Raw genomic sequence first — 13503 nt, forward strand, 5'->3', positions numbered from 1 at the left:
TTTGGGATCAGAGCCGGATCAGAGCCGGATCAGAGCCGGATCAGAGCTGCGCCGGCAGCGGACGCAGCAGCCACTTGATCGACAACGAGTTCAGCGCGCCGTCCTTCTTGGCTTCGGCCAGGATGGCGTTGACCTTGGCCTGGAGCGCCGGCTCGTCCTTGTTCATGCCGATGAAGCACGGCGAGTTCTTGATCAGGAACTTGGTCTCGGGCGCCTTGGGCGCATGCTTGGCGATCAGCGCCGAGGCCACCACGTTGCCGGTGGCAATCAGCTGTACCTGGCCGGACAGGAACGCGGAGATCGTCGCGTTGTTGTCCTCGTAGCGCTTGATGGTGGCGTTGGCCGGGGCGATCTTCGACAGCTCCAGGTCTTCCACCGCGCCGCGCGTGACGCCAACGGTCTTGCCGGCCAGGTCGGCGGCGCTCTTCACGGCCATGTCGGCCGGGCCGAACACGCCGTTGTAGAACGGGGCATAGGCTTCGGAGAAGTCCAGCACCTTCTCGCGCTCGGGGTTCTTGCCGAGGCTGGAGATGATCAGGTCCACCTTGCGGGTCTGCAGGTAGGGCACGCGGTTGGTGCTGGATACCGGCACCAGTTGCAGCTTCACGCCCATCTTCTTCGCCATCAGCGCGGCCACGTCGATGTCCAGGCCCTGCGGTGCCATGTCGGCGCCAATCGAGCCGAACGGTGGGAAGTCCTGCGGCACCGCCACGCGCAGCACGCCGGCCTTGGTGATGTCCGCGAGCGTGTCGGCCTGCGCCGGACGGGGCATGGCGGCCACGCAGACGCTGGCGCTGGCGAACAGGCCCAGCAGCAGCGCGCGGCGGGCCTTGGAGAACAGCGGGGTCGATGGAGTCGGGGTCATCGGTCAGTCCTTTTGCAAAGCGGGTGGGTTAGAGCGGGAGGAAGCGGAGATCGGAGGCGCCGGCGCGCGGCCGGAAACCGGTGCGAGGGCATGGCGCAGGCCGGCCAGCGGGTCCGCCGGCACGGCGTCCAGGCTGGCGTGGACTTCGCCGAGGTGGTCGGTCATCAACTGGGCGGCGCGTTCGCCGTCGCCGGCGGCCAGCGCGTTGACGATTTCCTCGTGCTGCGCGCAGGAGCGGCCCGCGTCGGCGGCGGACTGCTGGCGGCTGGCCACGAGCGTGGTGCGCGCGGTCAGGTCGCGCAGGGTATCCACGAGCAGGCCGTGGCCCAGCGTGGCGCACAGGCAGACATGGAAGTCGCCGAGCAGGAAGCTGCGCTCGCCGGCGTCGTTGCCGTCCAGCGCCGCCTTTTCGCGGGCGATATGCACCTTCAGCGTGTGGATGGCCGGCGCGCTGGGCGGCTGGGCCGCGCTGATCTCGCGCAGCAGGCCGGTCTCGATGATGCGGCGGGCGGCAAACGCGGCGCGGATATCGTCGGCGCCGGGCTCGATCAGGTACCAGCCGCGCCGGGCGCTCACGGTCACCATGCCCCGCGCGGCCAGCCGCATCAGTGCTTCCCGCACCAGCGTGCGGCTGACGCCGAACAGCGCGGCCAGTTCCTGCTCGCCCAGGCGCGAGCCCGGCAGCAGCTTTTGCGCGAGCATGGCCTCGGTGATGCGCTGGGCAATGTCGGCGGAGGGTTTGTCTTGGGTGTCGTTCACGGCAACCACTATTGCAAGTGGTATGCCAGCCTTGTATGCAAGACTTGTGGGCAAAATTGGGGCGCAAGCGGCCGGCTGGCCCCTGCCGAAGGGCGGGCCGGGCCCCATTGGGGTGCATGACCGGCCGTGCGTGGTGCACGCGGCCGGGCGATCTTTGATCTTTGGGGGAGGGCGGATCGCCGCCTCCGGGCTTATGCCTTGAGCTTGCGGTCCGCCGGGGCTGGCAGGAACTGGCCGGTCCAGATGTCCGCCACGGTCAGGCCGGGCTTCATCCCGAACGCGCCGACGGTCTCGTCGATGGTGGCCTGCAGGCGCGCCTGGGTGGCGGCGCCCCAGCCGTCGCGCAGCGTATCGGGGGTGCGCATCGAGCCGTCGACAATCAGCTTCAGCCGTTCGAATTCCAGCGTCTGGTCGGCCAGGGGCTCGCGCGCCTTGACGGCGGCGGCGCCGGCCTGCGGGTCCGCCATCGCCTCGATCCAGCCGCGCGTGGAGGCCTTGACGAAGGCTCTCATGGCGTCCGGGTGCTCGGCCATGCTCTTCGGGTTGGCGACCAGCCCGTTGCCGTACGACTTCATGCCGTAGTCGGAAAAGCGGAACACGCTGAGCTTCTCCGGGCCCATGCCGCGCGCCTTGAGGTTCAGCAGGCCGGTGAAGTAGAAGTAGGCCACGGCGTCGAAGTCGCCCTTGACGAAGCGGGTGTCGCCGATGTCCGGCGTGGCGCTCTCCCATTTGACCGAGGACGGGTCGAAGCCCTGCGCCTTGGCGAACACCGGGAACAGCTTGCGCGAGGCGTTGAACGGCTGGCCGAGGATGGTCTTGGCCGCCAGATCGCCCGGCTTGCGGATCGGGCCGTCCTTGCGCACGATCACCGCGTTGGGGTTCAGGTCGTACTGGATGGCCACCGCCTTGAGCGCGGCGGCCGGGTTGGCGGCGTTGAATTCGAGCATGGCCGCCAGATCCGCCGAGGCGCAGTCGTAGGCGCCGCCCGCCACGAGGCTGATGGCCGAAGCCGAGCCGTTGCCGGTGTCGATCACCACGTCGAGCCCGGCGTCCTTGTAATAGCCGCGCTGCTGGGCGAGCAGGAAGCCGGCGCCGGACGCCTCGACCTTCCAGCCGAGGTTGAACTTGAACTTCTGCAGGCTGCCGGCGGCGCGCACGAAGGCGGGGGTGGCAATCAGCGACGACACAGCGGTGGCGGCGGTGGCGTGGAGAAAGGAACGGCGGCGCATGGGAAAGCTCTCCGGAAAATGGGTGTGGGAACACGCGGCGAGCAATTTCCGGGCGGCCCGACATGGCGTGGCGGGCCGCTGAACGCTTCTACTCTCCTGCCCCCCGTTCAGCAGGTTCCGTGCCACGGCCCCGGCGCCGGGCGGGCCGTGTGGCGCACCGCAATGCGTCACGCCATGCGCCATGGCAGCGCATTGACGGCAAATTGGCGCCCCGGCTGGGCGAACATCGGCGCAATGGCTTGCCGGCGCCGCCCGATCCGTTTACCGTTTCGGCCCATGACGAAGACCACTGACAGGACGCCACGGGTCGCCGTGGTAGGCGCCGGCATTGTCGGCTGCTGTATCGCGCTGGCGCTGCGCAAGCGCGGCGCCGAAGTGATGCTGATCGACCGGGACGGCCCCGCGCAGGGGTGCAGCTACGGCAATTCGGGGGCTATCAGCGTGAGTTCGGTGGCGCCGCTGGCCATGCCGGGCGTGCTGGCCTCGCTGCCCAAGATGCTGTTCGATCCGCAAAGCCCGCTCCATCTGCGGCTGGCCTACCTGCCCACGGCGGCGGCGTGGCTGACGCGCTTCGTGCTCTCGGCCGCGCCGGGGCGGGTGGCGCAGTCGGCAGCGGCGCTGGCCGCGCTCCATGCCAACGCCGGAGACCGGCACGAAGCGCTGGCGCGCGAAGTCGGCGTGCCGGAACTGTTCATGCGGCGCGGCCATCTGCACCTGTACCCCGATGCCGCGGCGCTGGAAGCCGATGCGGCGGCGTGGCAGTTGCGCGAGCGCTTCGGTTTCCGCTTCGAGCGGCTCGACCGCGCCGGCATCGAGGCGCTGGAGCCCGGCGTGGCGCCGCGCTATCAGGCGGGCGTCTATCTGGCCGACCACGCCACCATCCGCAACCCGGCACGCTACACGGAGGCGATTGCCGCGGCCTTCGCCGCGCGTGGCGGCCGGATCGTGCGTGACGATATTCGCGGGCTGCGCCGGCAGGGCGGGGGATGGCTGCTGAGCGGCGCGGAAGGCCGCCACACCGCAGACCATGTGGTGGTGGCGGCGGGCGCATGGTCGCGCCGGTTGCTGGACCCGCAGGGCGTGCGGCTGCTGCTGGAGAGCCAGCGCGGCTATCACGTGCAGTTCACCAACCGGCACGACGCCGTGTCGCGCACCGTGGTGCTGACCGACCGCAAGATCTTCGTCACGCCGATGGAGGGCGGCCTGCGCGTGGGCGGCACGGTGGAGATTGCCGGGTTGGCGGCGCCCCCCGACGCGAAGCGCGCGGCCATCCTCGAACGTATTGCGCGCGAGACATTCAAGGGCCTCGATGGGGCCCACGTCACCACCTGGATGGGCCACCGGCCCTGCATGCCGGATTCGGTGCCCGTGGTGGGGCCGGCCGAAGGCCAGCCCGGCCTCTGGCTGGCAGTGGGCCACGGCCATCTGGGGCTGACCGACTCGGTCAATACGGCCGACCGGATCGCCGGGGCATTAATACCTTGATACAGGGATGGCCTTGACCTTCGGCCATCCCGCATCCTAAAAATTGGACAGGTCCGTTGCTCTCGAAGGGTACCGTCGTGAAGATCTCGATACATCGCCGTGGTGTACGCGCTCTTTTCGTCGCGCACACGCACCCGCTGGAAAACATCCCGCCCGCCATGCTCGCCTGGCTCGGTCCGCCGGAGCGGGTGGAGTCATGTGATTTCGATCCCCACACGCCGCTCACCGGCCTCAGCGCCACCGAGGTCTGGAGTGCGCTGCAGCGTGACGGCTACTGCGCGGTGGACGAATGCCGCATCCTGGGCGAGGCGCGACACCGATCCCCGGCGTCGGCGCCCCGCCCGTGGGACTAGCCGGGCTGGCTGGCAGCGTTCAGGCTTCAGGCAGAGAGATCGGGCATGCGCCCGAGCAGCTTGTCGAGCGTGATCGGGTAGTCGCGCACGCGCACGCCGGTGGCGTTGAAGACGGCGTTGGCGACGGCCGCCCCCACGCCGCAGATTCCCAGCTCACCCACGCCCTTGGCCTTCATGGGCGAGGACATCGGGTCGGTCTCGTCGAGGAACACCACCTCCTGCGGGCCGATGTCCGCATGCACGGGCACCTCGTAGCCGGCCAGGTCGTGGTTGATGAAGCAGCCCAGCCGCTTGTCCACGGCCAGTTCCTCCATCAGCGCCGCGCCCACGCCCATCGTCATGGCGCCAATTACCTGGCTGCGGGCGGACTTCGGGTTGAGGATGCGCCCGGCGGCGCAGACTGCCAGCATGCGGCGCACGCGGATCTCGCAGGTGTCCGCATCCACGCCGACTTCGACGAAATGCGCGCCGAAGGTGGATTGCTGGTAGCGGCGCGTGAGGTCGCCGAACTCGATGGTGTCTTCGGCCACGATGTCGCCGCGCGCGGCCACGCTGGCCAGCGGCACGGCGCGCCCGCCGGTGCTACCTCCGGTGCTGCCCCCGGCGCGGACCCGGCCGTTCTCGAACACCGCCGTGGCGGCATCGAGGCCGGCCTGCGTGGCAATCGCCTCGCGCAGCTTCACGCACGCGGCGTAGACGCCGGCGGTGGAGCTGTTGCCGCCCCATTGGCCGCCCGAGCCTGACGATACCGGGAAGGCCGAATCGCCCAACCGCACGACCACCTTGTCGATCGGCAGGCCCAGCATCTCGGCGGCGGTCTGGGCGATGATGGTGTAGCTGCCTGTGCCGATGTCGGTCATGTCGGTTTCCACGGTGACCATGCCGCGCTTGTCCAGCCGCACGCGCGCGCCCGACTTGGCCACCTGGTTGTTGCGGAACGCCGCCGCCACGCCCATGCCCACCAGCCACTGGCCGTCGCGCACCGCGCCGGGGCGCGTGGCGCGGCGCTGCCAGCCGAAGCGCTCGGCGCCAATGCGCAGGCAATCGACCAGACGCCGCTGCGAGAACGGGCGCTCGGGCTTCTCCGGGTCCACCTGGGTGTCGTTGCGTACGCGGAATTCCACCGGATCGAGGCCGAGCTTGCCGGCCATCTCGTCCATGGCGATCTCCAGCGCCATCAGGCCGGGCGCCTCGCCGGGCGCGCGCATGGCGTTGCCCTCCGGCAGGTCCAGCGCGGACAGGCGCAGCGCGGTCATGCGATGGGCGCCGGCGTAGAGCAGGCGGGTCTGCTGCACCGCGTTCTCGGGCTTCACGCCGTCAATGTCGCCGGACCAGCTTTCATGGCCGATGGCGGTCAGCCGGCCGTCACGCCCGGCGCCCAGCCGGATGCGCTGGATCGTGGCGGGCCGGTGCGGCGTGTTGTTGAAGATCAGCGGGCGCGTCAGCGCCACCTTCACGGGCCGGCGTACCGCCCGCGCGCCGAGGGCGGCGAGCACCGCATCGGCGCGCACGAACAGCTTGCCGCCGAAGCCGCCGCCGATAAAGGGCGAGATCAGGCGCACGTTTTCCTTCGGCACGCCGAGCGTCTGGGCGAGGTCGCCCCGGCTCCAGTCGATCATCTGGTTGGACGTCCACACCGTGAGCTGGTCGCCGTTCCAGCTGGCCATCGACGCATGGGGCTCCATCATCGCGTGGGCCTGGTCGGGGGTAGAGTAGGTGGCGTCCAACTGCACCGGGGCCGCCGCGAACGCGCCGGGGAAGTCGCCCCGGGCCGATTCGGGCACGCCGGACTTGGGGCGTGTGGCGCTGTCGCGCGAGGCGGCGAGGTCGAAGCTGCCGCGCTCGCGTTCATAGCGCACCCGCACCAGCTGGGCGGCGGCGCGCGCCTGCTCGAAAGTCTCCGCCACGACCAGCGCGATGGCCTGGTGGTAGTGCTGCACCGCCGGGCCGCCCAGCAGCCGCGCGTTGTTGAAGCGGCCCTTGCCAAGCGTGCCGGCGTTGGCGGCGGTGACGATGGCCAGCACGCCCGGCGCGCGGTGGGCGGCGTCGGTGTCGATGGCGGCGATGCGGCCCTTGGCGATGCCGGCGCCTACCACGTAGCCGTAGGCGGCGTTGCGGGCGGCGTCGTGCCATTCATAGGCATAGCGCGCCGTGCCGGTGGTCTTGAGCGGGCCGTCGATGCGGCTGAGCGGCTGGCCGACCACCTTGAGCTGGTCGATCGGATTGGTGGTGGCGGGCGTGTCGAATTTCATCGGAGCGTCCTTTTCCTGTTTTGTCCCGTGCCTAAGCCCTTGGACCTCAGCCCTTGGCCTGCAGCAGCACGGCGCCCAGCGTGCGCTCGGCCAGCGCCACCTTGAAGGTGTTCTCGGGGGTGGGCGTGGCGCCGTCCAGCAGACGCTGGGTGACGGCACGCGCGCCGTGCGGCAGCTCTGCCTCGGCGGCTTCCACGCGCCACGGCTTGTGGGCCACGCCGCCCAGCGCCACCCGGCCGGTGCCGTCGCGCTGGATGATGGCCGCCACCGAGACCAGCGCGAACGCGTACGAGGCCCGGTCACGCACCTTGCGGTAGGCGTGTACGCCGCCGAGCGGGCGCGGCAGCGTGACAGCTGTAATCAGCTCGCCCGGTAGCAGCGCGGTCTCGATATGCGGCGTGTTGCCCGGCAGGCGATGGAAATCGGCAATCGGAATGGTGCGCGCGGTGCCGTTGGGCTGGACGGTCTCCACGGTGGCGTCGAGCAGGCGCATGGCCACGGCCATGTCGCTTGGATGGGTGGCGATGCACGCCTCGCTGACGCCAATCACCGCATGCTGGCGCGTCACGCCGCCGATGGCCGAGCAGCCGCTGCCCGGCGCGCGCTTGTTGCACGGCAGGTTGGTGTCGTAGAAGTACGGGCAGCGCGTGCGTTGCAGCAGGTTGCCGGCCGTGGTGGCCTTGTTGCGCAACTGGCCCGAAGCGCCGGCCAGCAGCGCGCGGGCCAGCACGCCGTAGTCGCGCCGTACGCGGGTATCGGCGGCCAGGTCGGTATTGCGCACCAGCGCGCCCACGCGCAGGCCGCCTTCGGCGGTGGGCTCGATCTTGTCGAGCCGCAGGCCGTTCACGTCGATCAGGTGCGTGGGCGATTCGATGCCGAGCTTCATCAGATCGAGCAGGTTGGTGCCACCCGCGATAAAGCGGCTGCCCGGCGTGCGCGCGGCGGCTGCGGCGGCCTCCGCCGGGGTCTTGGCGCGCTCGTAGCTGAAGGGATTCATGCCTGCCTCCCGGCCACTTCGCTCATGGCGTCGGCGATGTTGGCGTAGGCGCCGCAGCGGCAGATATTGCCGCTCATGCGCTCGCGGAACTCCACCACGTTCATCTGCGGCCGCGCGTTGAGGTCGGCGCCGACATGGCTGGGAATGCCCTGGCGGATCTCGTCGAGCACGGCCACGGCGGAGCAGATCTGGCCCGGCGTGCAATAGCCGCACTGGTAGCCGTCATGCTTGACGAAGGCGGCCTGCATCGGATGCAGGCTGCTGGGCGTGCCCAGGCCCTCGATGGTGGTGACCTTGCCCCCATCGTGCATTACGGCCAGCGACAGGCAGGCGTTGATGCGCCGCCCATCGGCCATTACCGTGCAGGCGCCGCACTGGCCGTGGTCGCAGCCCTTCTTGGTGCCGGTGAGGTGCAGGTGTTCGCGCAGGGCGTCCAGCAGCGTGGTGCGGGTGTCCAGCTTGAGCGTATGGCGGCGGCCGTTGACGTCGAGCGTGACGGTGGCCATCACGGGTGGGCGGCTGGCGCTGGGGGAGGGGTTGGTGGGGGAGGGGATATTGGCCGGGCTGTCTTGCGCCTGGGCGGTGGGCACGGCCACTGCGGTGGCCGATGCCGCGCCCGCCTTGAGCAGGTCGCGCCGTGACATTCTGATGTCGCCGAAATCTTCCATGGGGGGTCCTTGTTTTGTGGACTTTCGGGCAAGGCAAACCGGAATGATAGGAGCCATGGCGCACAAAGGGTAGGCGCAAGAATCTGCATACGCTTGTTAGCTGCGCTCATGAATCCAGCAGTTTTGGCGTCTGTCATAGCTCGGGTGGCAGCAGGCAGACCATGCTGCCGCAGGCCGCCTCGATGCGCTGCCGGAGATACCGGATCACGCCCGTGGCGCGTGCCGACAGCGGCCATTCGGCGCGATGGATCCACCAGAGCGTGTCCACCACCGGCGGGCCGCATTCGGCCACCTTGACCGGGCGGGTGCGCTCCCACGCCTCGCGCGCAAAGCGCGGCACCACGGTGAAGCCGAGCCCCCGCGCCACCGGCTCGTGCAGCATGCCGATCTGGTTGCTGAAGCCGCGCCGGGGCAGGTGGAACGCGCCCGGATTGCCGGGAAAGCGCCGGCTCAGCAGCCGGTTGGCCATCGCCTGGCCTTCGGCATGGTCGATGAAACCGATGCGTACGAGGTCGTCCCAGCTATGGACTTCCTCGTCGGGCGGGATCACCAGTTCCAGCGGTTCCTCGATGAACGGCGTGGCGGTCAGGCGCGTGTCGTCCGGCTTGAGCGTGACGATGCCGAGTTCATAGTGGTTGTGCAGTACCGCTTCCAGCACCTCGGTATCGGGCGCGAAGCGGTGGCGCACGGCCAGCCCGGGATGCTCCTGCTGGAGGTCCAGCAGCATCGGGTAGATAAACAGGCCGATGCTGCCCGGCGTGATCAGTGCCACCTCGCCCTGCGTGGCATCGGCGTCGGAGAGCCGCGAGGCCAGCCGCTCATGCGCCTGGTTCACCTCGGCGCAGTATTCCAGCAACGCTGCACCCGCCGGGGTCAGTTCAAGGGCGCGGGGCCGGCGGATCAGCAGTGATCCATACAGATCTTCCAGATGCCGCACGTGCTGGCTGACGGCGGCCTGGGTCAGCCCCAGGCGGTCAGCCGTGCGCGTGAAGTTGCCCAGCTCCGCCAGCGTGGCGAAGGATTTCAGCCATTGGGGGTTCACCATCACCGAATCACCATAACAAACTCTTATTGTGGCGATAATCGCCAGATAGTTTTCATTATAGCGACGGACGCATACGATTGGCACCCTCGATAACACCCCCGGAGCCATCCGATGAGCGACGCCGCTTTGTTCACCCCCTTCACGCTGAAAGACGTCACGCTGCGCAACCGCATTGCCATTCCGCCGATGTGCCAGTACAGCGCTGTCGACGGTGTCACCAACGACTGGCATCTGGCGCACTACACCGGGCTGGCGCGCGGCGGTGCGGGCCTGGTGATCGTCGAGGCCACGGCGGTGTCGCCGGAAGGCCGTATCTCCCCGGGTTGCACCGGTCTCTGGAACGACGAGCAGATGGCCGGCATGGCGCGCATCGCCGCCGCCATCAAGGCCGGCGGTGCCGTGGCCGGCATCCAGATCGCCCACGCCGGCCGCAAGGCCAGCGCCAACCGGCCCTGGGAAGGCGACGACCATATCGCCGAAGACGATGCGCGCGGCTGGCCGACCATCGCCCCGTCCGCCGTGCCGTTCGGCGCCCATCTGCCCAAGGTGCCGAAGGCGATGACGCTCGACGACATCGCCCGTGTGCAGGCCGACTTCGTGGCCGCCGCCAAGCGCGCGCTGGAAGCCGGCTTTCAGTGGCTTGAACTGCACTTCGCCCACGGGTATCTCGCCCAGAGCTTCTTCTCGCGCCACACCAACCAGCGTACCGATGGCTATGGCGGCGACGTGGCTGGGCGCAGCCGCTTCCTGCTGGAAACGCTGGCCGCCGTGCGCGAAGTCTGGCCCAGGAACCTGCCGCTGACCGCGCGCTTTGGCGTGATCGAATATGACGGCGACGACGCCCGCACGCTCGACGAATCGATCCAGCTGACCCGCGCGATGCGCGAGGGCGGGCTCGATATGCTCAATGTCAGCGTCGGCTTCACCATCCCGGACGTGCAGATTCCGTGGGGCCCCGCCTTCCTGGCCCCGGTGGCCGAGCGCGTGCGCCGCGAGGCCGGCCTGCCGGTGGCGGCTTCGTGGGGCATCGACAATCCGGCCATTGCCAACCAGGCCGTGGCCGATGGCCAGATCGACCTCGTCATGGTGGGCCGCGCGCTGCTGTCCAACCCGCACTGGCCGTACCAGGCGGGCATGGCGCTGAACGTGGAGCGCCCGTCGTGGGTGCTGCCGGCGCCGTACGCACACTGGCTCGAGCGCTACAAGGTGCAGCAGTAAGGCGGATCTCGGCGGCGTGGCTTGAAGCGCCGCCGATCGCCCCCATCTACGCGCCTTTGCCGCCCTCGACCCCCTCGACGCATGTACAAGAAAGGCTCCGTCCTCGAACTTCAGTTTTCCCCGCAACGCCTGAACGATGGCGCTGGTGATCCGTTCTGGATCGACTTCACGCTGGAGGAGACCCGGGCGCTGATGGCGCGGCTCCAGGGTCACCTGGCCGATCTGGCGAGCGGCACGGCCGCGCCGTTGGTCTTCAGTCTCGACGATCCCGAAGCCCGCCAGGACGCCCCCGCCAGCGCCGAGAAGCCGGCGGCCCCCGAAGCGGAATTCAAGCAATGGGTCTGCATCATCTGCGGCTGGGTCTACGACGAAGCGGCCGGCTTGCCGGAGGACGGCATCGCGCCCGGCACGCGCTGGGAAGACATTCCGGACGACTGGCGCTGCCCCGAGTGCGATGTGGGCAAGGAAGACTTTGCGATGGTGGAGTTCTGAGCCGCCAGACCTGACGCGTGCCGGAAATGAAAAACAGGGCGGGAGTGCATCCCCGCCCTTTTTTTTTGGTTTGTTCGCCCTGTGGCGGCGGCGCCTACCTCGGCACGCTGTACAGGAGCGTCGGCGCGGCCAGGATCGACACGGTTGCGGGCGTCAGCGGCGTCAAGGCACCGGTCACGCCGATAACGTACTGGCGGATTTCGAGGCTGGTGGCGTTCGGCACGTAGAGGAAGCGCCCGGTCGGGTCGATCGTCGGCGCGCCGGGGAGGGTGCCCGCGGCAACGGCGGGCTGAGGCATCGCCACCAGCGTGCCATCGGCGGCGATCGTGTACTGCGAGATCTTGCCGGATGCCGGGCTTGTGGCGTACAGGTAGCGGCCCGAAGGGTCGATGCTGAGGTGCTGGGGCGACCCGTCGGTGGCAATGAGCGTGGCCGGCAGGGGCGTCACATTGCCTGCACCATCGACGCGATACTCCATGATTCGGTTATTGATGGGGTCCGCCACATATAGATAGCTATTGGAGGGATGCATCGCCAGCGCTGACGGCGCCACAGCCAGGGCTAGATGGCTGCCGGAGGTCAGCGAGCCATCCGGGGCGATCGCAAAGACGTCGAACCCCGGCGTGGCGGACGAGCCGGCGATCAGGAACTGGCCATCGGGCGTGGCGACCATCGTATCGGGACGGAAGGTCGTGCCGATCAGGCTCGTCGGTGTCATGTTGCCGACGACATCGAGGGTGACGGTGCGGATGTTGAACACGTCACTTCCCAGGAAGATGAACCGTCCTAGGGGGTCGCGCAACAGGCTGGTGGGCGTTTCGCCGCCGAAGGCCCGGCCGTCCCCGGGGGGGATCCATGTGCCGTCCGCGGCGATGTCGAACTTGTACGTCCATCCGCTCGTCGACGAAAAGTACAGCGTCTTCAATCTGTCGTCATTGGTCATGGCGAACAGATCCCCGCTGTAGCCATACGCATTGCTGGAAAAGACCAGTTGGCCGTCCGACATCATGCTGTAGAGGTCTGTCCGCGTGGCGGAGGCGGCCGGCATGTAGAGGGTGCCAATCGGCTGCGAGGTGCAGAACACTGCGATATTCGTGACGTTGGCGGCGGCCACCGTGCCGGAGCTGTTCAACACGGCACAGGTCTGCCCGAGTGGCAGGGTGTTGATGGTGACATTGAAGGTGCCGCCCGTCGGAAGGGCGGTCGGCATGGTGAATCCGCCGTTCGCGGAAATCGTGAGGAAGTCCGTGCCGTTGTTGGCCAGGGTGACCTGGCTCGACAGACCCGACACGGTGCCGCCCACACTGTATGTGTTCGTGGCGCAAACCACGTCCACCGAGGCAATGTCCGCGATGACCGCGCTGCCTTGGTGGCCATTCACGGTGCAGGTCTGGTCGGCCGGCTGAGCGGACACCGTCACGAGGTAGCTGCCGTTGTACGGCACGGGTGTCGGAAAGCTGAACGTGCCATTCGCGCTGAGGGTCAGGGCATCCGCGCCATTGTTGTGCAGGACGACCGATTGCCCGGCGGCCAGTCCGCTGACCTTGCCACTGACGGTGAAGCGGGTGGTGGCGCAGACCACGGCGATATTCGTGACCGCCGCGGTCACGCCGGCCCCGGCGCCGCCTGCTACCGAGCAGACCTGTCCGGCCGGCTGCTGGGCGATGGTGACCGCGTAGCCGCTGTTGTGGGCCACGGGCGTGGCGAAGGTAAAGCTGCCGTCGGCGGTCAGCGTCAGCGCATCCTGCCCGTTGTTTTGCAGCACCAGTTGGCTGCCGGCGGTGAGGCCGGCGAGGGTGCCGCCGATGGCGTACGGGCCGGGGGTTGCCGGCACCGTGGGCGCCGTGGGCACTGCCGGTGCCTCGTTGGATTCGTCCGCCGCGCATCCGCCCAACAGCAGGGCGGTGAACAGCGCGAGGCATGGCAGAAAGGCGGCTTGTACGCGCGAAGGCCGCGCGGCGTGGCGCCAGCGCAGGAGATGGCTCATGATTGGACCCGTTTGTGATTATTGTTGATAAGTCAAGCCGCAGAAACGTAGCAAGAAAACCGGCATGAATCAAGACGGCGCAATGCAGTCGACGCTTGGTGCTGGACGCCGAAATGAAAAAAACCCCTTGCACAGCAGTGCAAGGGGTTTGCC

Annotated in this window: 12 protein-coding genes; 4 read left to right on the top strand and 8 right to left on the bottom strand. The window is 68.7% G+C overall.

The window, feature by feature from the left end; translation table 11 throughout:
- Nucleotides 1–40 precede the first annotated feature (40 nt).
- From AB4120_RS24385 to AB4120_RS24395, 3 genes are all read right to left on the bottom strand, one after another.
- Nucleotides 41–865, bottom strand: a complete 825-nt coding sequence (locus tag AB4120_RS24385) for a transporter substrate-binding domain-containing protein (protein WP_149137982.1) — start codon at nucleotides 863–865, stop codon at nucleotides 41–43.
- Between the two features lie 3 nt (nucleotides 866–868).
- Nucleotides 869–1624 carry a GntR family transcriptional regulator gene (locus AB4120_RS24390; protein WP_262389841.1) on the bottom strand — a complete coding sequence of 252 codons (756 nt, stop codon included), beginning with the start codon at nucleotides 1622–1624 and terminating at the stop codon, nucleotides 869–871.
- A gap of 191 nt (nucleotides 1625–1815) precedes the next feature.
- A complete protein-coding gene (locus AB4120_RS24395) occupies nucleotides 1816–2853 on the bottom strand; it encodes an ABC transporter substrate-binding protein (protein ID WP_149137980.1) in 1038 nt (345 codons plus the stop codon).
- Between the two features lie 276 nt (nucleotides 2854–3129).
- Between AB4120_RS24395 and AB4120_RS24400 the strand changes: the two genes are divergently transcribed.
- A complete protein-coding gene (locus AB4120_RS24400) occupies nucleotides 3130–4338 on the top strand; it encodes an NAD(P)/FAD-dependent oxidoreductase (protein WP_441642959.1) in 1209 nt (402 codons plus the stop codon).
- A 77-nt stretch (nucleotides 4339–4415) separates the two neighbouring features.
- Nucleotides 4416–4691, top strand: coding sequence for a YcgL domain-containing protein (locus tag AB4120_RS24405; protein WP_149137978.1), 276 nt, complete (start codon nucleotides 4416–4418; stop codon nucleotides 4689–4691).
- 26 nt (nucleotides 4692–4717) lie between these two features.
- Here the strand turns inward: AB4120_RS24405 and paoC are convergent, their stop codons facing one another.
- From paoC to AB4120_RS24425, 4 genes are all read right to left on the bottom strand, one after another.
- On the bottom strand, nucleotides 4718–6943 hold the full coding sequence (gene paoC / locus AB4120_RS24410) for an aldehyde oxidoreductase molybdenum-binding subunit PaoC (RefSeq protein ID WP_149137977.1): 2226 nt from the start codon (nucleotides 6941–6943) through the stop codon (nucleotides 4718–4720).
- A 46-nt stretch (nucleotides 6944–6989) separates the two neighbouring features.
- Nucleotides 6990–7940, bottom strand: coding sequence for an FAD binding domain-containing protein (locus tag AB4120_RS24415; RefSeq protein ID WP_149137976.1), 951 nt, complete (start codon nucleotides 7938–7940; stop codon nucleotides 6990–6992).
- Entirely contained in the window at nucleotides 7937–8608 is a 672-nt protein-coding gene (paoA, locus tag AB4120_RS24420; protein WP_441642960.1) for an aldehyde dehydrogenase iron-sulfur subunit PaoA, read from the bottom strand. The genes AB4120_RS24415 and paoA overlap by 4 nt, the downstream gene beginning before the upstream one ends.
- 133 nt (nucleotides 8609–8741) lie before the next feature.
- Complete coding sequence (locus AB4120_RS24425; protein WP_149137974.1) at nucleotides 8742–9653, bottom strand: LysR family transcriptional regulator; 912 nt, start codon at nucleotides 9651–9653, stop codon at nucleotides 8742–8744.
- 111 nt (nucleotides 9654–9764) lie between these two features.
- Here AB4120_RS24425 and AB4120_RS24430 point away from each other — a divergent pair, with 111 nt between their 5' ends.
- On the top strand, nucleotides 9765–10871 hold the full coding sequence (locus AB4120_RS24430) for an NADH:flavin oxidoreductase/NADH oxidase (protein WP_149137973.1): 1107 nt from the start codon (nucleotides 9765–9767) through the stop codon (nucleotides 10869–10871).
- 81 nt (nucleotides 10872–10952) lie between these two features.
- Entirely contained in the window at nucleotides 10953–11363 is a 411-nt protein-coding gene (locus tag AB4120_RS24435) for a rubredoxin (RefSeq protein ID WP_149137972.1), read from the top strand.
- A gap of 94 nt (nucleotides 11364–11457) precedes the next feature.
- Here the strand turns inward: AB4120_RS24435 and AB4120_RS24440 are convergent, their stop codons facing one another.
- Nucleotides 11458–13350, bottom strand: coding sequence for a lactonase family protein (locus AB4120_RS24440; RefSeq protein ID WP_441642961.1), 1893 nt, complete (start codon nucleotides 13348–13350; stop codon nucleotides 11458–11460).
- Between the last annotated feature and the right edge of the window lie 153 nt (nucleotides 13351–13503).

The sequence above is a fragment of the Cupriavidus sp. 2KB_3 genome, assembly GCF_052115685.1.
Classification (GTDB): domain Bacteria; phylum Pseudomonadota; class Gammaproteobacteria; order Burkholderiales; family Burkholderiaceae; genus Cupriavidus; species Cupriavidus campinensis.

What these genes read in the sequence shown, in the direction of transcription:
- AB4120_RS24415 (WP_149137976.1), bottom strand. Translation starts at nt 7,940, where the DNA reads ATGAATCCCTTCAGCTACGAGCGCGCCAAGACCCCGGCGGAGGCCGCC.
- paoA (WP_441642960.1), bottom strand. Translation starts at nt 8,608, where the DNA reads ATGGAAGATTTCGGCGACATCAGAATGTCACGGCGCGACCTGCTCAAG.
- AB4120_RS24435 (WP_149137972.1), top strand. Translation starts at nt 10,953, where the DNA reads ATGTACAAGAAAGGCTCCGTCCTCGAACTTCAGTTTTCCCCGCAACGC.
- AB4120_RS24425 (WP_149137974.1), bottom strand. Translation starts at nt 9,653, where the DNA reads ATGGTGAACCCCCAATGGCTGAAATCCTTCGCCACGCTGGCGGAGCTG.
- AB4120_RS24400 (WP_441642959.1), top strand. Translation starts at nt 3,130, where the DNA reads ATGACGAAGACCACTGACAGGACGCCACGGGTCGCCGTGGTAGGCGCC.
- AB4120_RS24395 (WP_149137980.1), bottom strand. Translation starts at nt 2,853, where the DNA reads ATGCGCCGCCGTTCCTTTCTCCACGCCACCGCCGCCACCGCTGTGTCG.
- paoC (WP_149137977.1), bottom strand. Translation starts at nt 6,943, where the DNA reads ATGAAATTCGACACGCCCGCCACCACCAATCCGATCGACCAGCTCAAG.
- AB4120_RS24430 (WP_149137973.1), top strand. Translation starts at nt 9,765, where the DNA reads ATGAGCGACGCCGCTTTGTTCACCCCCTTCACGCTGAAAGACGTCACG.
- AB4120_RS24440 (WP_441642961.1), bottom strand. Translation starts at nt 13,350, where the DNA reads ATGAGCCATCTCCTGCGCTGGCGCCACGCCGCGCGGCCTTCGCGCGTA.
- AB4120_RS24385 (WP_149137982.1), bottom strand. Translation starts at nt 865, where the DNA reads ATGACCCCGACTCCATCGACCCCGCTGTTCTCCAAGGCCCGCCGCGCG.